This is a genomic window from Microbacterium sp. CGR2, from assembly GCF_003626735.1.
Taxonomy (GTDB): domain Bacteria; phylum Actinomycetota; class Actinomycetes; order Actinomycetales; family Microbacteriaceae; genus Microbacterium.
Genome location: NZ_RBHX01000001.1, coordinates 1,101,244 through 1,119,888 on the forward strand (window position 1 = coordinate 1,101,244; position 18,645 = coordinate 1,119,888).

General features: G+C 67.0%; 19 protein-coding genes and 1 pseudogene. 6 read left to right on the forward strand and 14 right to left on the reverse strand.

The window, feature by feature from the left end:
- Positions 1-30 precede the first annotated feature (30 nt).
- Positions 31-1,359, reverse strand: coding sequence for an MFS transporter (locus D7252_RS05585; RefSeq protein ID WP_183055191.1), 1,329 nt, complete (start codon positions 1,357-1,359; stop codon positions 31-33).
- Between the two features lie 59 nt (positions 1,360-1,418).
- Here D7252_RS05585 and D7252_RS05590 point away from each other — a divergent pair, with 59 nt between their 5' ends.
- Entirely contained in the window at positions 1,419-2,015 is a 597-nt protein-coding gene (locus D7252_RS05590; protein ID WP_120774480.1) for a CGNR zinc finger domain-containing protein, read from the forward strand.
- 97 nt (positions 2,016-2,112) lie between these two features.
- Here D7252_RS05590 and D7252_RS05595 read toward each other — a convergent pair whose 3' ends face one another.
- The 8 genes from D7252_RS05595 to D7252_RS05630 form a co-directional block, all read right to left on the reverse strand.
- Positions 2,113-2,901 carry a TetR/AcrR family transcriptional regulator gene (locus tag D7252_RS05595; RefSeq protein WP_120774481.1) on the reverse strand — a complete coding sequence of 263 codons (789 nt, stop codon included), beginning with the start codon at positions 2,899-2,901 and terminating at the stop codon, positions 2,113-2,115.
- Between the two features lie 67 nt (positions 2,902-2,968).
- A complete protein-coding gene (locus D7252_RS05600) occupies positions 2,969-3,400 on the reverse strand; it encodes a nuclear transport factor 2 family protein (RefSeq protein WP_120774482.1) in 432 nt (143 codons plus the stop codon).
- An 88-nt stretch (positions 3,401-3,488) separates the two neighbouring features.
- Positions 3,489-3,950 carry an SRPBCC domain-containing protein gene (locus D7252_RS05605; RefSeq protein WP_120774483.1) on the reverse strand — a complete coding sequence of 154 codons (462 nt, stop codon included), beginning with the start codon at positions 3,948-3,950 and terminating at the stop codon, positions 3,489-3,491.
- Positions 3,951-3,959: 9 nt separating this feature from the next.
- On the reverse strand, positions 3,960-4,604 hold the full coding sequence (locus D7252_RS05610) for a dihydrofolate reductase family protein (protein ID WP_120774484.1): 645 nt from the start codon (positions 4,602-4,604) through the stop codon (positions 3,960-3,962).
- Between the two features lies 1 nt (position 4,605).
- The gene (locus tag D7252_RS05615) at positions 4,606-4,944 is read right to left on the reverse strand and encodes a helix-turn-helix transcriptional regulator (protein ID WP_120774485.1); all 339 of its coding nucleotides are present in this window, start codon (positions 4,942-4,944) and stop codon (positions 4,606-4,608) included.
- 53 nt (positions 4,945-4,997) lie between these two features.
- Complete coding sequence (locus D7252_RS05620; protein WP_183055192.1) at positions 4,998-5,918, reverse strand: carbohydrate ABC transporter permease; 921 nt, start codon at positions 5,916-5,918, stop codon at positions 4,998-5,000.
- A gap of 2 nt (positions 5,919-5,920) precedes the next feature.
- Positions 5,921-6,895, reverse strand: a complete 975-nt coding sequence (locus tag D7252_RS05625) for a carbohydrate ABC transporter permease (RefSeq protein WP_120774486.1) — start codon at positions 6,893-6,895, stop codon at positions 5,921-5,923.
- A 30-nt stretch (positions 6,896-6,925) separates the two neighbouring features.
- Positions 6,926-8,170, reverse strand: coding sequence for an extracellular solute-binding protein (locus D7252_RS05630; RefSeq protein ID WP_120774487.1), 1,245 nt, complete (start codon positions 8,168-8,170; stop codon positions 6,926-6,928).
- Between the two features lie 321 nt (positions 8,171-8,491).
- Here D7252_RS05630 and D7252_RS05635 point away from each other — a divergent pair, with 321 nt between their 5' ends.
- The 5 genes from D7252_RS05635 to D7252_RS05655 are packed head-to-tail and all read left to right on the forward strand — an operon-like array spanning position 8,492 to position 13,019.
- Positions 8,492-9,388 (forward strand): SIS domain-containing protein, encoded by an 897-nt coding sequence (locus tag D7252_RS05635; protein WP_120774488.1) that lies wholly within the window; start codon positions 8,492-8,494, stop codon positions 9,386-9,388.
- Positions 9,389-9,413: 25 nt separating this feature from the next.
- The gene (locus D7252_RS05640) at positions 9,414-10,406 is read left to right on the forward strand and encodes an ROK family protein (RefSeq protein ID WP_120776824.1); all 993 of its coding nucleotides are present in this window, start codon (positions 9,414-9,416) and stop codon (positions 10,404-10,406) included.
- On the forward strand, positions 10,403-11,359 hold the full coding sequence (locus D7252_RS05645; protein ID WP_120774489.1) for a 1-phosphofructokinase family hexose kinase: 957 nt from the start codon (positions 10,403-10,405) through the stop codon (positions 11,357-11,359). Before D7252_RS05640 ends, D7252_RS05645 begins: the two co-directional genes overlap by 4 nt.
- Positions 11,356-12,246 (forward strand): class II fructose-bisphosphate aldolase, encoded by an 891-nt coding sequence (locus D7252_RS05650; protein WP_120774490.1) that lies wholly within the window; start codon positions 11,356-11,358, stop codon positions 12,244-12,246. Before D7252_RS05645 ends, D7252_RS05650 begins: the two co-directional genes overlap by 4 nt.
- Complete coding sequence (locus D7252_RS05655) at positions 12,243-13,019, forward strand: DeoR/GlpR family DNA-binding transcription regulator (protein ID WP_120774491.1); 777 nt, start codon at positions 12,243-12,245, stop codon at positions 13,017-13,019. The genes D7252_RS05650 and D7252_RS05655 overlap by 4 nt, the downstream gene beginning before the upstream one ends.
- Before the next feature lie 72 nt (positions 13,020-13,091).
- Here D7252_RS05655 and D7252_RS05660 read toward each other — a convergent pair whose 3' ends face one another.
- From D7252_RS05660 to D7252_RS05680, 5 genes and pseudogenes are all read right to left on the reverse strand, one after another.
- Entirely contained in the window at positions 13,092-13,739 is a 648-nt protein-coding gene (locus tag D7252_RS05660) for a hypothetical protein (RefSeq protein ID WP_147406691.1), read from the reverse strand.
- A 290-nt stretch (positions 13,740-14,029) separates the two neighbouring features.
- Positions 14,030-14,502, reverse strand: a pseudogene (locus tag D7252_RS20565) (SdpA family antimicrobial peptide system protein).
- A gap of 121 nt (positions 14,503-14,623) precedes the next feature.
- A complete protein-coding gene (locus tag D7252_RS05670; RefSeq protein ID WP_120774494.1) occupies positions 14,624-14,983 on the reverse strand; it encodes a hypothetical protein in 360 nt (119 codons plus the stop codon).
- Between the two features lie 90 nt (positions 14,984-15,073).
- Complete coding sequence (locus D7252_RS05675) at positions 15,074-15,487, reverse strand: SdpI family protein (protein WP_120774495.1); 414 nt, start codon at positions 15,485-15,487, stop codon at positions 15,074-15,076.
- A gap of 681 nt (positions 15,488-16,168) precedes the next feature.
- Positions 16,169-18,619: a CHAT domain-containing protein gene (locus D7252_RS05680; protein ID WP_120774496.1), complete on the reverse strand. Its 2,451-nt coding sequence runs from the start codon at positions 18,617-18,619 to the stop codon at positions 16,169-16,171.
- Positions 18,620-18,645: the final 26 nt, after the last annotated feature.

Genomic DNA, 18,645 nt, shown 5'->3' on the forward strand with positions numbered 1-18,645 from the left:
GACCGCAGAAAGTGCGATCCTCCGCAAAACCTACTTCACCTCCGAGGGCGCCTTCGCACCACCGGCGGGTGCCTGGCGCTCGGTCGCCGCGAAGTCGAGCGCCAGGTCGTCCAGGCTCTGGACCCCACGCAGGGGAGAAAGCGCCACCCACACGATCGTCGACAGGCAGAGCACCGCGCCGACGAGGATGCCGAGTCGAGCCCCCAGCCACTCCCCGACGAAACCGCCCGCGAGCGCTCCGAGCGGAATGGTGCCGTACGTGACGCAGCGCATGGTGGCGTTGACGCGACCGAGCAGCTCGTCGGGCGTGCGCAGCTGTCGGATGGTGATCAGCAGCACGCTCGACAGCGCTGTCCCCGCGCCGTTCACGCCCATGATGACTGCCAGCGCGAGGACGGACATCAGCGCGGGCCACGAGGGTGCGACCGCGGGGATCAGTACGAGCATCGTGCACTCGACGACCGCGCAGAGCACCATGATCCTTCCCACACTCGCGTGGCGCGCGAGGCGCGATGCGCTGGCGGCGCCGACGAGAGCGCCGACCGCGCCGGCCGAGAAGATCACCCCGACCTGGGCGGCCTCGAGTCCGAGATCGTGGATCGCGTACAGCGTCAGCAGCAGGGTGACCCACTGGGCGAACGGATTGTAGATCGCCGAGAAGCCGACGTTGGCGCGCAGATAGGGATCACGCATGACGTGCAGCGCACCTGTTCGGAGTTCGCCGAAGAAGTGTCTCTTCGCGGTCGGCGGCCGAGTCTCTTGCGACCGCATGGCGATGAGGGCGGCGGCGGACAGCAGGTGGGTGGCGGCATTGACAGCCAGCGTCACCGTCACTCCGAAGATCTGGAGGAGGACGCCGCCGAGCCCCGGGCCACCGACTTCTCCAGCGGCTGCGGTGGCCTGGATCCGTGCGTTGGCGAATCCGAGCCGGTCGCGGGGGACGAGGGAAGGGATGGCTGACTGATGCCCGATCTCGTAGACGACGGTGAAGGTGCCCAACAGGATGGCGGCGATGAGCAGCAGGGGGAAGCCCAGGAGCCCGGCGGCGGCAGCCACAGCGAGGCCGAGAGTGAGGATGCCGCGTGCGAACTCCGACACGATGAGTAGAGTGCGGCGGCGATAGCGGTCGATCACCACGCCGAGCGGGAGGGCGAGGACGAGAAAGGGCAACCATTGCGCCGCCCCCAGGACGCCGAGGTCGACGGACGAGACGTGGAGGACCGTCACCGCGATCAGCGGGACGGCGAACTCCCGCACCTGGTCTCCGATGACCGACGTGCCCTGCGCGAACCAGAAGAGTCCGAAGTCATGCCGCCAACGGGGACGCTCGCGCTTGCTAATGGGTGATGACGTGTTCACCCGTTCAGGATGCCGCATTCATAATGCTTTGACAACCCCAGGTGCATTAGAATCGAGTCATGGATGCCATCCGCGAGCGACGCGCTGCGTTCTCTCAGATCGCCGGTCACCCTGCCCTCGATCTGGTGAACACGGTCGAATGGCGTCTCTCTGAAGCTCGTTTCGAGGAAGATCTCGTGGACTACGACGACGTCGTCCGTTGGTCGCGGCAACTCGCGCTTGTGAGTGACGACGAAGCTGACGCTCTCGAGACACTCGAATCGCGGTCTGCGGCGGACGCCGCGAAAGAGGCCGCCAACGTGCGAGCACTCCGCGAAGCGATCTACCAAACGCTCTTCCACACCGATGACGCGACGGCGGTCACGGACGAGTACCGCGACGCCGTGAATGAGGGGCGACTGAGCCGGATCGATGATGAATGGACGTGGGAGTTCCTCGTCGACCTCGCTCTTCCGCGTCGTCGGATCGCGCTCGCGGCGTTCGACCTGTTCGGCCGCGACGACCTGTCGCGGCTGGGGCAGTGCCGAGATGCGGAGTGCGGATGGGTCTTCCTCGACACCTCCCCGCGCCACAATCGCCGGTGGTGCGTGTCCGCGGACTGCGGCAACCGGAACCGCGTGCGCGAATACTACGAGCGGAGCAAGACGGCGCCGTGACTGTGTGGCGGGATGCAGAGGGGCGCCTCACCGTCCTCGCCCCGTGCGATCGTCGCGGCGAGTGGACGATGCCGTTCTTCTGAGCGGACCGCGACGATCAGCGCTGCGAATCGGGCAGGGCGCCGCCGGAGCCGGCCAGCGACTCCAACGCCGTCATCGTCCGTTCGAGCCCGAAACGATACGCGTGGTCCGGGTCATGAGCGCTGGCGTGGGCAGCGCCGGCCGCCGAACCGATGCGAGCAGCGAGGGGGTAGCGCTCTGCGGTGATCATCTCTGAGAGGAGGGCCCCCGCCTTGTCCCACCACTGCTGATCGTCTTCACCCCCGACGGATGCCTGGCGTCCGCTTTCGATGTCGCGGGCCGCATTTCGCACGAAGCCGAGGAGGAACGTGAGCGCGTCATCCGTCTCGAGATCGCTCAGACCGGAACCGCGGAAAGCGGTCAGCTCGTATTCGTACTTCGCCATCTGCCCGGGGCCCAGCGGTGGGCGGAGTGTGGACAGCTGAGCGGCCCAGGGGTGCCGCCGGTAGAGATCGAGATTGCCGTCGGCGACGGCACGGACTCGAACGGGCCACGGCTCCCCGGCGAAGGGGGGTCGCGGCATCTTCGCGAAAGCATCGTCGAGGATGAGATCGAGGACCTCGGCGCGACCGGGCACGTAGGTGTAGAGACCCATCGGCTTGACGCCCAGCCGTTCCGCCAGACGTCTCATCGTCAGTGCGGCCAGACCATCATCGTCCGCGAGGGTGGTCGCTGCTTCGACGATCGAGTCCAGGTCGAGCGCGCGCTTCGGCCCCCGCCTCGGACTCGACTCCTGTGGAAGATGCCCACGCCAGAGAAGTCGCAACGACGCGGCGGGATCGCCGGAGCTGGTGGCGTCGGTCATCCACCCATTCTGCCGGTTGCCGCGAGGCTGACTCCTCTGGCGTGAGACCTTCATCCCCCGCTGTCGATCACATCTGTTCGTGCCATCCGCCGGCGACCATGGTCTGGAACTTCCAGCCGTCCGCCGTTCGGATGAGCAGATCGCCGTAGCGCATCGCCGTCTCCTCGCCGCCCACGGTGAATGAGGCGTCCGTCACGACGAAGCAGAGCGATGGCGAAAGGAAGATCGGATGCCGGGTCGAGGTCATCTCGCCCCCTCCGTCCGCTCCGACGACCTCTCGCATCTGCGCGATGAATCTCTCGCGGTCGCACGGCGCCGTCACGCCATGCCCCGCCGCGTCATCCGTCACTTCGTTCAGTGGGAACGCGGCCATGTCGGCCATCGCTTCCAGATCGCCCGCTCGAACGAGGTCGTCGTATCGAGCGAACCAATCGAAGATCTCCTGGATCGCAGCGGAGGATGCCGCGCCGTTCTCTGCTGCTCGGGTCACATCGGACATTGAATCTCCTTCTCTCGAGACTAATAACGTACAGGGTACGCGATTATTCCGAGAGAAGGAGGGTTTTTCCGGATCGCCTGGCTGCGCGTCAGTCGAGATGCCGTGCGAGAGCGTCGAGGAGGCCGCGCGTGCCCTCTTCCCGTTGCGGCGCATCGGCCGAGAATTGGTCGAAGAAGACCCCCTGCTCGGTCTGCGTGAGCCGCGTTCCCTCCGGGATCGTCTCGAACTCGAAGGAGACGAGCGATGTCGACATGTGGATGCCGTCGATCCACATGTCGTAGGTCATGACGATGCGGACCTGGTCGACGATGTCGGTGTAGACGCCTTCGTACCGGGAGAGCGGGCCGCCGTGGAAGCGAGCTTCGTCGATGTCGCGTCCGCCCACGCGAAAGTCGAAGGCCCAGGCGGAGCGGTCGAACGCCTCGCCGTCACCGAACCAGTCGCGCTTGCGGTCTTCCTCCGCGAATGCCCGCCAGACGTTCCCCACCGGAGCGGGGTAGTCGCGGGTGAGCGTGAAGTCGGCATGTGCGAGTCGGCGATCGTGTGTCATGGCCGCGTCCTATCGGGTGAAGGTGAGATGGATCGTGCCGCTCTCGGCGACCTCGGTCGTCACGGTGTGCGTGCGCTCCAGGCCGCGGAGGTCTGCCCATACCGGGTTGCCTCGACCCAGAATGATCGGCGCGATCCCCACGTGCAGCTCATCGACGAGACCGGCGCGGAGAAATGCCCGAGCTGTGCGGATGCCGCCGCCCACGCGCACATCGAGACCGTCGGCCGCGTCGGTCGCCTCGCGGAGGACATCCTCGATCTCTCCGCTTCGGAAATGGAAGGTGGTCCCCCCGTTCATGGAGATGGGCGGCCGGGGCGCCGAATGCGTCAACACGTAGACGGGGTAGCCGAACGGCGGCTCATCTCCCCACCACCCCGTCCATCCGTCTTCAGGATGCGTGTGCAGGCCGAACATCGCCGCCCCCATGATCTCCGCCCCGATGCCTTCGAACGAGGCTCGTGCGTAGGCGTCGTCGATTCCGCTCGAGCCGGCGCCGCTGCTGTCGCCGAAGACCTTCTCCCGGAACGTGCGCGTTTTCGCGTAGGCGGCCGTCAGAGCATCCCAGTCCTCGCCCATCGGGTTGTCGACAGCAGGGTCGGGGGCGGCGGTGAAGCCGTCGAGCGACGAGAAAAGGTCGATGCGAACGCGAGTCATGTCAGATCTCCTCGAAGGATGAGCGGGAAAGATGGATGCCGAGTCGGTCTGCCCGGGTCTCGGCCGGCGTGCGTTGCTGATCGAGCCACAGATGCAGCACGTCCAGTGCCCCGGGCCGCAGGCTCACGGTGCGCACCCGACCTTGCTTGTGTGACGTGACCACGCCGGCGTCCTCGAGAATGCGGAGGTGCTGGAGCAGCGAAGGCAATGCCATCGACAACGGGCGCAGCAGTTCTGACACGACGGCCGGTGACTTCGCGAGCCGCTCCACCACAGCCCGCCGCGTCGGATCCGCGAGTGCGCGCAACAGCGCATCCACATCGTCCAAATAGTTAGGCATTTGCCTATCTATTCACCGATTCGCCACTCTGTCAAGAGGTCGGGCCCGGAGAGCTACTTCACACTTCCGGCGGTCAGCCCGCCGACGAGCCGCTTCTCGATGAGCATGAACAGGACGACGACCGGCAGGATGGCCACGATCGACACACCGAACACGTACTGCCAGCTCGTGTCGTACTGGCCGACGAACTTCGTCAGCGCCACCGACAGCGGCTGATTCTTGTCGGTCGACAGGATCACGAGGGATGCCGCGAACTCGTTCCAGCAGGCGACGAAGGTGAACACGATCGCGGTGACGATCCCCGGCCACACGAGCGGCAGGTTGATCTTGAACAGCACGGTGAAGCGTCCGGCGCCGTCGATCTGCGCGGCCTCGTCGACCTCCTTGGGGATGCCGGCGAAGAAGGAATGCATGATCCAGACCGCGAAGGACAGGTTGAACGCGGCGTTGATGAAGATCATCGCGACCCACGTGTCGCTGAGGCCCAGCACGGTGAACTGGCGGAACAGGCCCGAGGTCAGCACTGCCGGCTGCAGCATCTGCGTGACGATCACGTGGAAGAGGAACACCATCCGGCCGGGGAACTTGAAGCGGGCCGTGTAGTACGCGGCCGGCAGCGACACAGCCAGGACGAGCAGGGTCGCGAAGACCGAGATGACGATCGTCGAGATGAGGTTGTACGGCAGCGGCGTCTCCGGCGTCGACCACATCGAGAAGTAGTTCTCCCAGTGCCACTCGGTGGGGAGATATGTCGGGTCGACGGAGCGGATCTGCGGTTTCGTCTTCACGGAGCCGAAGAACATGATCAGGTACGGCAGGACGAAGATCGCCAGCACCAGGAACCCGGCGGCCATGCGAAGGATGACGCGGGGCAGGGTCACCTGGTCTTCGGTGTAGCGGCGCTTGCGGCCGCGGATGCGCGGGGCGCTGTCGGCGCCGGCGGTGGTCACGAGGGCGGTCTCGGTGACGGTCACGATCAGACCTCCTTCATGGGCTTGACGGTCTTGACGTAGATGGCGACGATCACGATCACGATGAGGAAGGCGACGACCGACAGCGCGCTGGCGACGTCCACCTTCTTCTGCAGTTCGATGTATTTGAAGATCATCGTCATGATCGTGTCGGCGCCGTAGCCCGGGATCGAGCCGGTCATCACCTTGAGGATCGGGAGCGAGTTGAAGACGTTGATGATGTTGATGAGGATCGCGACGGCCAGGGCGCTGCGCAACTGCGGCAGCACGATCGACCAGTAGGTGCGCGCGGGGCCGGCGCCGTCCATCTTCGCGGCCTCGATCGCGTCCGCGGGCACCGATTGGAGCCCGGCGAGGATCGTGTACGTCGTGAACGGCAGCGACACGAAGATCGCGATCACGATCGACCAGATGAACGCGGTCGTCGGGTTCTTGGTCCACCCGTAGCCGACGGCGTCGTCCGACAGACCGATGTCGTAGAGGAATTTGTTGAAGACCCCGAAGTACGGCTCGAGGCTGTAGTAGAAGACCATCGTGGTCATGACGACGGATGCCGCCCACGGCACGATCACGGCCATCCGGACGATCTGCCGCCCGGGGAAGGCCTTGTTCAGGATCTGTGCGAGCCCGAGCGAGATCACGACCGTGAACAGCACGACCGAGACGACCCAGACGATCGTTCGGAAGAAGATCGGCCAGAACTCCGCGAAGCCGAACACCGTGGCGAAGTTGTCGAACCCGACCGAACCCTTGTCGAGGCCCGAGAGGGAGATGTCGCGGGTGGAGTTGTAGAACATCACTCCGGCGGGGAACAGCACCACCCCGATGATGAGCAGCAGTGCGGGTGCGATCCAGGGCAGGGCCTCGAGGAGGTCCTTTCCCCTGGAACGGCCGCGAACGGCTGGTGCGGTGCTCGGAGTGCGGGGGCGGCCGGTGGAGGCCGCCCCCTCAAGGTTCGAGAACTGTGTCGTCTGGCTCATGGTGTACTCGAACCTCTCCGATCAGCGGGCTCAGCCCGCGTCGACCTGCGCCTGGATCTGCGTCAGAACCTCAGCCGCCGGCTTGTCCTGAATCTGACCGAACAGCGACTTGAACGCACCGTCCGTGGCAGACCACTGGGCGTTCGTCGACGGGTAGAACTGGGCGTCGGGCAGCACGTCGAGGAACGGCTTGAGGGCCTCCTCGCCGGCGAGCTCCTCGGAACCCGACTTCGTGACGGGCAGGAAGCCCTCGGCCTGCACCCACGGCACGTAGACGTCGGCGGAGTAGAAGTAGTCGAAGAAGGTCGTGATCGCCTCGGCCTTGTCGCCGTCGTTCTGGAACGCCATCAGCTGGTCGGCGACACCGAGGGTGAACGGCTCGCCGTCCTTCGTCGGGATCGGAACGATGGAGTAATCCAGCTCCGGGTTGCCCTCTTCGATCTGGCCCACCGTCGGCGGGAGGCCGACCTGCATGCCGATCTTGCCCTGGATGAAGATGTCCATCAGCGGTGAACGCTGCGTGGAGCCGGGGTCGCCCTGCGTCGCGCCGGCGTCGATCATCTTCTTGATCTGCTCGGCGCCCACCAGGTTCTCCGGGGTGTCGATGGTGATCTCGGACTCATCGCCGAAGGATCCGCCGCCGCCCCACAGCCAGACGGCTGCCTCGGCCTGCGCCTCCTCCGAGCCGAGCGGCATGCCGTAGCCGGCGACGCCTCCGCCGAGCTCGGAGACCTTGGTGGCGGCATCCAGCAGCTCGTCCCAGTTCGTCGGAGCCTCGACACCGGCCTGCTCGAGCAGGGCGTTGTTGACGAACAGCGCACGGGCCGATGCGATGAAGGGCAGTGCGTAGGTGGTGCCCTCGAGCTGCTCGTTCTTGATGAACGACTCCTGGAAGTCGGAGAAGGTCTCCGGGCTGGTGACCTCTTCGACGTCATAGAGCAGCTCGTCGGCGGCGAAGCCGGCGAAGGGGCCGCCGTTGTAGATGTCGGGGGCCTCGCCCGCCTGGACCTTCGTGGAGACGACCTTCTCGAGGTTGTCCCAGGACTGCACCTCGAGGTTGACCTTGATGTCGGGGTTCGCCTCTTCGAACCCTTCGATCACGTCTTCCCACAGGCCCTTGGTCTGGTCGGAGTAGCTGGGGACGAGCAGGTCGAGTGTGGTCGAACCTTCCGCGTCGCCGCTGTCGCCCGACGATCCTCCGAACCCGCACGAAGCGAGCGAGAGCGTGGCGACGGCCGCGATGGCGGCGGTGCCGAACCGCAGTGACTTCTTCATGTGTATTGCATTCCTCACTGTGAGTCCGCTCCGTCAGGCGTGGATCGTCTGGGGGCGGGGTGGTGCACAGTCGCAACAACGTCACGCGACAGTGCGTGGTGATCGATTCGCCAAGGCGGCAGCCGCGATCGTCTGAGTCGGGACCCAGGGCTCCTGCGAAGATCGGAATCGACGCAGGGATGGAACTCGTTAGATTATTTGTCAGGAGAACAAACTAATCAAGGTAGATCGCACCTCGATGTCTACGAACGCCATACTATGATCGACCAAGCATCTAAACAATCACAAGTATGCAACTTCTCGCCAGGAAGGCACACTCTCATGACCGAATCGCTCCCCGGCGCACACATGCGCGAAGAACTCAACTCGCAGCCCCAGAGCTGGGCGACAGCAGCAGACCTGAAGGCAGAGCAGGCGCTGCTGCCCCAGCCCGGCGCCCGTGTCGCCGTCGTCGGCTGCGGCACGTCGTGGTTCATGGCGCAGTCCTACGCCGCGCTGCGTGAGAGCACCGGCCACGGTGAGACCGACGCGTTCGCGGCATCCGAAGCCTTCATCGACCGCGGCTACGACGCTGTCGTCGCTCTCACCCGTTCGGGGACGACCACCGAAGTGCTCGAACTCGTCGAGCGGATCAAGGGGCGCATCCCGACGATCGGCGTGATCGGTGACGCGACCTCTCCGCTGGTCTCGCTCGTCGACGAGGCTGTGCTGCTGCCGTTCGCCGACGAGCAGTCCGTCGTCCAGACGCGCTTCGCCACGACGGCGCTCGCCCTTTTCCGCGCCTCACTCGGCGAAGATCTCTCCGCGGCGATCGCAGACGCTGCCGCGGTGCTCACCGAGCCCGGCGACGACGAACTGCGCGACGCGGAGCAGTACACCTTCCTCGGTCGCGGCTGGACCATCGGACTCGCTCACGAGGCCGCCTTGAAGCTGCGCGAATCGTCGCAGTCGTGGACCGAGTCGTACCCGTCGATGGACTACCGACACGGTCCGATCGCGATCGGGGCGCCCGGCCGAGTGACCTGGCAGTTCGGGGCAGCGCCGGAAGGCCTCGCCGCACAGGTCCAAGCCACCGGGGCCCGGTTCGAGCAGCGAACGATCGATCCGATGGCCGACCTCGTGCGCCTGCATCGTCTCGCTCTCGATCGTGCCGTAGCCCGCGGCCTCGATCCCGATCAGCCCCGCAACCTGACACGATCCGTCATTCTGGACGCGTGACGGCGACCACCGAGCGGAATCGATGATGACCGGACCTGAGGGCGCTGCATCCGTGCCCGACATCGCACGTGACGCTGCAGGCGACGCGCTCGCCGCTGTGCGACCGCTCGGTGCCGGCGCGCCCGTGCTGGCGTTCGACGTGGGCGGCACCGATATCAAGTCCGCCCTCTTCGACGCGGACGGCCGCGCTCTGGGTCTGCGCCGGACGCCCACGCCGACCGCCGACGGCGACCGCACCGAAGTGCTCCTCGACCGTCTCGAGATCCTCGCCGCAGAACTCCGTGCGGCGCATCCCGACGTGGTGCCGGGCGCGGCGGGACTGGTCGTTCCCGGGATCGTCGACGCGGATGCCGGGCTCGGGGTGTTTGCGAGCAACCTGGGCTGGCACGACTCCCCGCTGCGCGATCTCGCCAGTGCCCGACTCGGCCTCCCGGTGGCGTTCGACCACGACGTGCGCGCGGCGAGCTGGGCCGAACGCCGGCTCGGCGGCGCCCGCGACTACGCCGACGCCGTCGTGCTGGTGATCGGAACGGGCATCGCCGGAGCGCTCCTCGTCGGCGGCGTGCCCTACACCGCCGGAGGATACGCCGGCGAGATCGGACATTCCCCGATCGCCGACGGCCCCCAGTGTGCGTGTGGCGCGCGCGGGTGCCTCGAGGTGGTCGCCTCAGCCGGTGCGATCGCCCGACGCTATGCCGACGCGACGGGCGTGGTGCCCGACGGCGCGAAAGACGTCATCGCGCGGGCGGTTGCCGGTGACCCGGTCGCCGGCGAGATCTGGGACTCCGCTCTCGACGCCCTGACTCTGTCGCTCGCCCAGCTCACCGCCGTCGTCGCCCCCGAGGCCGTGGTGATCGGCGGTGGACTCTCGCGCGCGGGCGGTGCGCTGTTCGACGAGTTGCGCACTCGGCTCGCCGCACGGCTCAGCTTCCACCGCCTGCCTGTGCTGGTCCCCGCAGAACTCTCCGGCAACGCCGGCCTGCTCGGCGCTGCGCTCCGCGCACGGGAGGTCGCGTGATCCTCACCGTCACCCTCAACCCTGCGCTCGATCTCACCTGGCACGTTGATCGCCTGGTCGAGGGCGGCACTCACCGAGCGGATGCCGGAGCTGCGCGCGCCGGCGGCAAAGGCCTGAACGTGGCGCGCGTCGCGCACGCCGAGCGCGCGGAAGTGCTCGCGATCACCACGGCGGGCGGTCGTGTGGGCGACGAGTTCGCCGAGGAGCTGGGAGCGAGCGGTGTGCCCCATGCGCTGATCCCCGTTGTCGCCGAGACCCGCCGCAGCATCGCGATCGTCGACGAGGCCCGTGGCGACACGACGATCGTCAACGAGCGGGGGGCGAACCCGGACGACGCCGAGTGGGCCGCCCTGTTTGCCGAGGTCGTCGATCGCCTGCCGACCGCCGGCGTGCTCGTCATCTCCGGCAGCGTCCCCCCGGGCGCGCCCGACGCGCTGCTGCCCATGCTGATCGCGGTGGGCAGGGATGCCGACATCCCCGTGCTCGTCGACACCTCTGGTCCGGCGCTGCTGCGCGCCGCGGATGCCGGAGCAGCGGTCCTCAAGCCGAACGCGGCCGAACTCGCCGACGCCACCGGTATCGCCGACCCTGTCGAGGGAGCGCGGTCGCTGATCGGCCGCGGGGCCGAACTCGTGCTGCTGTCGCTCGGAGCGGACGGCATGCTCGCCGTGACGGCATCCGCCCTGGTCCATGCTCGCCTCGCCGAGCCGCTCGCCGGCAATCCGACCGGTGCGGGTGATGCCGCCGTGGCTGCGTGCGCGGTGCAGTACGCCGCGGGGGTGCGCGACCCTGAGCAGATCCTCCGGCGGGCCACCGCATGGTCGGCCGCTGCCGTCCTGATGCCCCTGGCCGGCGACATCTCGCCGCGGTGGACCGAGCTCGAACAGAACCTCCTCGTCTCTCATCCTGATCCTGCGTCGTACGGATCAGCGTCTCGGAAGGATCCTTCGTGACCCTCGTCTCCGCTCGTGACCTCGTCTCCGCCGCATCCGCCGCCGGAACGGGCATCGGCGCATTCAACGTGATCCACCTCGAGACCGCCGAGGCGCTCGTGCGGGCGTCGGCGCTCGCGCAGTTGCCGGTGATCATGCAGATCTCTCAGAACTGCGCGGACTATCACGGCGCTCTGGAGCCGATCGCCCTGGCGACCCTGGCCGTGGCGCGGAGGGCTGCGACGCCGGTCGCGGTGCACCTCGACCACGCCGAGCGACCGGAACTGGTCGACGAGGCCATCGCCCTGGGGTTCGGCTCCGTCATGTTCGACGGCGGCGCCCTTCCCTACGACGAGAACGTGGCGATGACGGCGGCGGTCGCCGCTCGTGCGCACGCAGCCGGCGTGTACGTCGAGGGTGAGCTCGGCGAGGTCGGCGGAAAAGACGGCGCGCATGCGCCGGGCGTGCGGACCGACCCCGCGGAGGCGCGGGAGTTCGTGAGCGCGACGGGTGTCGACGCTCTCGCGGTGGCCGTCGGTTCCTCGCACGCGATGACGGACCGCTCGGCGTCTCTCGATCTCGACCTCATCACGAGACTGCACGAAGCCCTGACGGTGCCGCTCGTCCTGCACGGCTCGTCAGGCGTTCCGGACGCGGTGATCGCCGATGCCGTCCGTGCGGGGATGACGAAGATCAACGTCTCCACGCACCTGAACGGGTTCTTCACCCGCGCGATCCGCGAGAAGCTCGCCGCTGAGGAGTCTCTGGTCGATTCGCGGAAGTATCTTTCGCCGGCTCGCGAGGCGCTGGCTGACGAGGCGGCGCGGATGCTCCGTCTGTTCGCCCTCGCTAACGTCGATGCGGTGGCCGGTGCCGGGCCGGCGGCGACCGACGCGGTGTCGCGGTGAAGCGCGCGGCGCGGCTGAACGCGATCCTCGACTTCCTCGCTGCGACCGGCGAGGTCACGGTCGATCAACTCGTCGAGCAGTTCGGCGCCTCCGCAGCGACCACCCGCCGCGACCTCGACACCCTCGCCGAGCAGCGGCTGCTCACACGCACACACGGCGGGGCGGTGGCACAGACCGTCGCGTACGAACTGCCCATCCGCTACAAGAGCCACCTGAGAACCCACGAGAAGGCGAGCATCGCCCAGGTCGCCGCCTCGCTCGTCGAGCCGGGCATGGTGGTCGGGCTGTCGGGCGGAACGACGACGACCGCCATCGCCGCCGCGCTCGCCGCGCGCGACGATCTGGCCGCACACATCGGGATCACGGTCGTGACGAACGCGGTGAACATCGCGGCGCAGCTCGCCACCCGCCCCGACATCAAGGTCGTCGTCACCGGAGGTGTCATCCATTCGCGCAGTTACGAACTGGTCGGACCGTTCGTCGAACAGCTGCTGAGGGGCGTGCGTCTGGACATCTCCTTCATCGGCGTGAACGGGATGGATGCTGCGGCCGGCGCCACCACCCAGGACGAGCGCGAAGCTGCGGTGAACCGGATGATGGCAGAGCGCGCCCGCCGTGCAGTGGTCGTCACCGACGGCAGCAAGCTCGGCGTCGTGGCCTTCGCATCCGTCGGTGGCGTAGAGCTCTTTCCGACCGTCATCACCGACGAGAAAGCGGATGCCGCCGCTGTCGCCGCGCTGCGCGAAGCCGGGCACGAGGTTGTTCTGGCCTGAGACGGTCTCTGACGCTGACCGGTGTGCGAGGCCACAAACGCATCCGGGACGGGCCTGCGGTCGAGTGCAAGGTCAGAAACGCATCGCGGAAGGCTCTTGGCGAAGCGTTTGTGACCCCGCACCTTGCGCGGCAGCGTGTGTCTGGCGGAGCACTGCCTTCTGCGTGAACGCCGCGGCGGTCGCGCACGTTACGGCACCGACCATCGCCAGCGCGAAGCTGACGAGACCGAGAAGGACCGCGATCGCGAGATGGAGTGCGATGCAAGCCCAGAGCGCGTAGCGCTGCATCTTGGTCGAGCCGAGCAAAAGTATCGCGATGGCGGCTTCCAAGGCGATGGTGCCCCACGTAAGGGTGGCACTGATTGCGGGCACGCCGGTGAGGAAGCGAGCAAGCTCGCCGAGAGGCCCCACTGCACCGAAAAACTCCATACGGACGACGTAGTACAGCGCCGTCCCGTCGCTCCATTGTTCGACGGGTAGCTTGGCGAGGGCGCTATTGATATACACGTAAGGCATCTGTATGCGCAAACCCCACAGTGCTGCCCAAGCGATCGCGTTAAGGACAGGAGAGGGGGTATGGGCTCGTCGCCTCCACGCGAACCATCGGCCGTCAGCTACGGAGACAATCGCAATCCAGAAAGTTGCGACTATGAGTATCGCCTCACCGCCCTCAGGCAGGTCGATGACCATCCCGATACTGAGGGCGATGTACCAATGCATCCAGCTGAGATAGCGGGGCGCGAGCCCCGCACCGATGGCGACGAGTAGAACCGCTAATACCCAGCGGACAGGCTCGGTCTCCGCCCAACAAAAGGCAGACTACCCACGCAACGGCTGATCGCATTTAGCGAGGGGAGGCTCTGACCCCACCGGGACAAACATCGCGCTGGTATGGGTGGTCAGCAAGAGCGATAGTTGGGATAGCGCGAGCACCGCGCGCCCGACGGCGAACCATCGTGTGCGCGCATCTAAGCGCGCTACAGCGGCATCGATGCGCGCGATGACACCTCTCATGAGCAGCCGACTTGGAGATGTGCGACACGGGACTCTTGACGCCAGCCGACGTAGTCGTCGCGGAACTGCCAGGGGACGGGCCGGGTCTCGGCGAGCAGGATGGATCCGCAAACCGTGGGATGAGGAGCAGGCGTATCGACGAACGTCGGAGACAACTTGGCAGCCTCCACGAGGCAATCCTCGCCCTCGAGTAGCTCGTCACAGTCGACCCAGTCAAGGATGCCTAGCCCCAGGCTCGCAAGCTCGGGTCCTTGCGCTCGCTGGCTTCGCCCGATCCGAAGAGGTTCTCGACCCGCGCGTTCGGGAACAGCATCGCGCTGGCGATGGCCTCATCATCGACCACAGCGTAGACATGGAACTCTGGATCGTTTGGAGGCTTGGTGAAGAACGCCCACCCCTGTGGCATGAAGCCCCTGAAGACTAACCTCAGCGCGGATCCATCGCGGAGCGAGAGTACGTTGCTCGGCATGCCAACAAAGATGGCGATGGCAAGCACTGCACCGACCGTCACTAGGCCGATCAAGCCAACTACTCCACTCAGGTGAGACTGCGTGAACACTCGCCGAGTCCGCAACGCAAACGAATCGACGTCAGCCAATGGCGCTGCTGATCTGATCGACGACGTTGTCCTGCTCGAGGGTGGAGAATCCGCCTTCCATCGAGGGAAGATAGACGGCGACGATCACCGTTACGGCAGCGCCGAGATGGAAGCCTGCGACCGCGGCGAAGACAACTGCCCATCCACCAGCAGCGACGGCGGTCACGGCCGCAAGCCAGGTTTCGGTGACCGCCCACGTGCTCCCCAGCGGTTGGACGCCTGGACCGCGCTGTTCCACCTCTGTCGCGGCATTCGCGTACAGATCCGACACGTACCGGTTGAACGTGTCGGCAAACAGGGCCAGGCCAGCATCGACACGGGCGGGGTCCCCTGTCTGAACGGCTTTCGTCACCTTTGTGGAAGTCTCTGGCTCTCAGCGACCGCCGGGGCGACGGATGCCAGGGCCAAAGCGAATGCCCCCGTCATCGCAACTACTGCATGCTTAATCCGCTTCATTGGTTACGTCTCTCTGTTTGTGATTGTCGTGGCCGGTACCAGTTGCCCTCGCAGCCCGGTTGGCAACGATGCCGCTGATTATTAGGCAGGCAAGGACGGAGGCGAAGCCTCCCAAGGTGATGACGATGACAGCGGGATTGGAAGCTTCCGCACCCATGAAACCGAGGGACGCCAATGCCAAGCCGAAAACGGTCGCCGCGATTGCCGAAGACCACACCCACGGGACTGGAGCTATATGCCCGCGAGACCACGCCTCATCGGAGGCGAGCGTCGCGCGGGTACGAATACCCAAGGCGCGATTGCGGTCGAAGGACTCGTTCTTCATCGCACGACTCATGGAACCGAAGATAACCGCCGTGAGAAAAAATCCTGCTGCGATAACGAAAAGGGTGTCTGTCACCCTTCAGCCCTTGCGTACTTCATCACTCAGGCGCCGTCGAGGAGCGACATGGGAACCATCGATCTCTGATGTGATCGCGCCTTCGAGCGCTTGCAGCACTCGCGATAAGCCCTAAGGGCTCTCGAAACGATTTTCATGACACGTGATGACACTGCACACAACCCCCTGAACTGCCTAGTACGTAAGGGTTCCACGGATCCTCACCCAGGTCCAGAAAGTGCACCTTCTATTCGTGGAGCGTTGCTCCGCGAGCGTGGTTTAGGCGCTGCTCTCTTTTGATTAGGGTCAGGGTCAGCGCGGTGGGAAACTATCACGTGCTCACGCCAATATGGCAATATAACGCGCGATATCCGCCGCCCCGCAGGCGCTCCGAGATTTGAGCCGGGACGGCCACGCGGCTTGAACACCAATTTGTGGGCTGTCCTTCACGGGTGCGACGGAGCCCCCCTAGGGCCCCGGCGTCCCCAGATCGCCGAGGCCCTGCGAGAGTGCCGCGGCCTCCCAGCCGCAGCACCCTCGGAGCAGATGGTGTCCGTGTCGTATCCGTGCTCCCCAGCGGACGGATTCCCCAGAACGACTGCGCCTCCCTCGCACCTCACGCCTTCGAGGCCCTTCGCATGACACCTTCCGAAGAACAGGAGGGGGAAGCATCCGTTCTGATACATCGAAGGGAAAAACGGCTCAGAATCCGTTCCCGTGAGTCTGGAACGGCGCACGGAGTCCGGTGCGAGCGGATGCCGCGCTCAGAGCGACCGCCGGCTCGACTCCTCGGGCGAGATCGGCATGCACGGCGCTGAGCAGTTCGCACGCGATGTCGTCGGGCACCGCGACGGGGGCGGCGATGACGCACTCCGCGCCGGCATGCAGCCACACTCTTGTCATGCCGAGTGCTTCCTCACCCCAGCGCACCGACGAACGGCCCAACTCGCAGGCGGACAGGATGACGACCTCGGGAACCCGCGGAATGAGGTCGACGTCGTAGCCGAAAAGCGTGCCGTCGACGAGCTCGAAGCCCGAGAACAGCGGGTTGTCCACCGCGTGCCTCCCGTGGGCGGCGATATGCAGCACGTCGGTGTCTGTCGCGAGGGCCGTCACCGCCGCGACCGTGGCGTCCTGCCCTTCGAGGATCTGCGGCGCAGCCGCTCTCCCGCCCCAGGCTTCCGCCGCGCGCCGCACCTCCTCAGACGCCCGGGCCACCCGGGGCCCTGCGGCCAAACCGACGACGCGGGTGCTCGACCCGCTTCGGCGTCGTCCGGAAAGCCACCGCGAGACGGAGGCGGCGAGGGTGAAGGGCGTGCCGGCCATGCCGGGCAGCATCGACCACGGCACACCACCCAACGCACCCGGCACCGTGATCACCACGCGTCCGGCAGCGGGGGCAGCGAGACGAGCCGGCGCGAGCAGGTCGGCGTCGAGGAGCCGCAACCGCGCATCGAGTGCCTTCTCGGTCACCAGCCCCATCTGCCCGCCGCGGGTGAGGGCGGCCATGTCGAGATCGGCGCGCAGTCCGTCGAGCCCTGCTTCGACCCGCGGCCACGACAGGTCGACGATCGTCGCTCCGGAAGCCGTCACCACCACGCAGTGCAGCGCCGACCCGGTGAACACGTACGACAGCACCGCTGTGTCGGGATCGAGCTGCACCATGGTGTCGCGCAGGCCGAAGCGGTCACGCGTACCGCCCGAACCGGTCGTCGCCCACTGACGTTCACGAACGCGATCACGGAGGGTGCGCACTCGGGCGTCGGTCGTCCAATCCTGGCCGGCGAGCTCGGCGCGCAGCATCCGCAGTTCGGCCAGGTCGTCGGCCAGAGATTCGTCATGCGGCGGACGCACGGGCGCCACCTGCTGGCTGAGGTGTCGGGCGCGCTCAGACCATTCGAACAGGATCGCGGGGTCGCGCAGCCGCGCAGCGGCTGCCAACCCGGCGAACATCAGCTGACTGCCGTGCATCGCGACGGACGCCTGCAGGTCGAGTGCGCCGAAGGATCGCTGCCAGGCGGCCAGGAGGTCGAGCCCCTCGGCCGTGGCACGCAGCGCCTCGCGGTGCCGTCCCGAAGCGGCGGCCCGCGCGGCCCGCACTTCGTGGGCCCGCAAACGCAACGGCGTCGGCGCGGACTCGTCGATCCGCGGCATGCGGCCCGTGCCGTCGCGCCGGGCACTGAGCCGCAGAGCCATGGCCTCGGTGCGGAAGCCACGGCGTTCGAGGACCTTCGCGACATGCGCGAACGCGTCGGCGTCAACGCGGCTCCGGGGGCGAGCCTGCTGCTGCGCCTCCAGACGGACAGCATCGGCTCGCGCCGCCCAGCCGTCGTTGCCGAGAGCCGCGAACCGTCGGGCAGCAGCGCGCGCGGTGCGCTCCGCGGCCGCGGAGTCATGGCGCAGCAGGGAACGGGCGAGATGGAACTCCGCTTCGGCTCGCGCCTGCCGCATGCGCTGCGCCCCGAACTGTGTGGCGACCTGGCCGAGCAGCGCCTCGGCTTCGGTGGTGAGGCCCGCATCGCGGAGCACCTCGGCCCGGTCGAGGTCGCTGATCGCGGCGGCCAGATCGCTGCTCGCGGCGAGCGTCGGTCGAGAACGGGTCATGAGCGAGAGTGCGGTCACGAGGTCGCCACCCAGCAATGCCGCGTAGCCGAGATTGTGCGTGGCCTCGGCGAGCGGCCCCTCGTCACCCGCCGCCTCGTAGACGGCGACCGCGCGCCGGAGATCCTCGATGCAGGCGTCGAGCTCGTGCCGCTGCATCCGCACGACCGACCTGTTCATCAGGCAGTTCGCCAGCTCGGTCGTGTCCTCGCTGGCCGCCGCGAGCGCGTCGACGGCCCGGGTGAGCATCGTCTCGGCTTCTTCCAGCCGCCCTCCGTGCATGAGGAGGGTGCCGAGCTGGCCGCTGAGGAGTGCCACCGTCTCGCGCAGCAGGCCCGCACGGCGGAGCGCCGTCCGGCAGAGACGTTCGGCCGCGGCGGGTTGACCGGTCTGCGCGAGCACGTAGGCGGCGGTGCCGTCGATGCGGGCGCGCAGGTCGGCGTCGTCGGTACGAGCGGATGCCGCATCCAACGCGCGTCTCGCCTGCGTGAACCGTCGTGCATTCGCCGCTTCGACGCCGCGCCGGTGCAACTCGATCGCGGCCAGGGGCATTCGACCAGGATGCCGTGCGCCAAGGC

Excerpts from the sequence above, each read along its gene's own strand:
- D7252_RS05590 (WP_120774480.1), top strand. The coding sequence starts at position 1,419 with ATGGATGCCATCCGCGAGCGACGCGCTGCGTTCTCTCAGATCGCCGGT.
- D7252_RS05595 (WP_120774481.1), bottom strand. The coding sequence starts at position 2,901 with ATGACCGACGCCACCAGCTCCGGCGATCCCGCCGCGTCGTTGCGACTT.
- D7252_RS05600 (WP_120774482.1), bottom strand. The coding sequence starts at position 3,400 with ATGTCCGATGTGACCCGAGCAGCAGAGAACGGCGCGGCATCCTCCGCT.
- D7252_RS05605 (WP_120774483.1), bottom strand. The coding sequence starts at position 3,950 with ATGACACACGATCGCCGACTCGCACATGCCGACTTCACGCTCACCCGC.
- D7252_RS05610 (WP_120774484.1), bottom strand. The coding sequence starts at position 4,604 with ATGACTCGCGTTCGCATCGACCTTTTCTCGTCGCTCGACGGCTTCACC.
- D7252_RS05615 (WP_120774485.1), bottom strand. The coding sequence starts at position 4,944 with ATGCCTAACTATTTGGACGATGTGGATGCGCTGTTGCGCGCACTCGCG.
- D7252_RS05625 (WP_120774486.1), bottom strand. The coding sequence starts at position 6,895 with ATGAGCCAGACGACACAGTTCTCGAACCTTGAGGGGGCGGCCTCCACC.
- D7252_RS05630 (WP_120774487.1), bottom strand. The coding sequence starts at position 8,170 with ATGAAGAAGTCACTGCGGTTCGGCACCGCCGCCATCGCGGCCGTCGCC.
- D7252_RS05635 (WP_120774488.1), top strand. The coding sequence starts at position 8,492 with ATGACCGAATCGCTCCCCGGCGCACACATGCGCGAAGAACTCAACTCG.
- D7252_RS05640 (WP_120776824.1), top strand. The coding sequence starts at position 9,414 with ATGACCGGACCTGAGGGCGCTGCATCCGTGCCCGACATCGCACGTGAC.
- D7252_RS05660 (WP_147406691.1), bottom strand. The coding sequence starts at position 13,739 with ATGCATTGGTACATCGCCCTCAGTATCGGGATGGTCATCGACCTGCCT.
- D7252_RS05680 (WP_120774496.1), bottom strand. The coding sequence starts at position 18,619 with ATGCCCCTGGCCGCGATCGAGTTGCACCGGCGCGGCGTCGAAGCGGCG.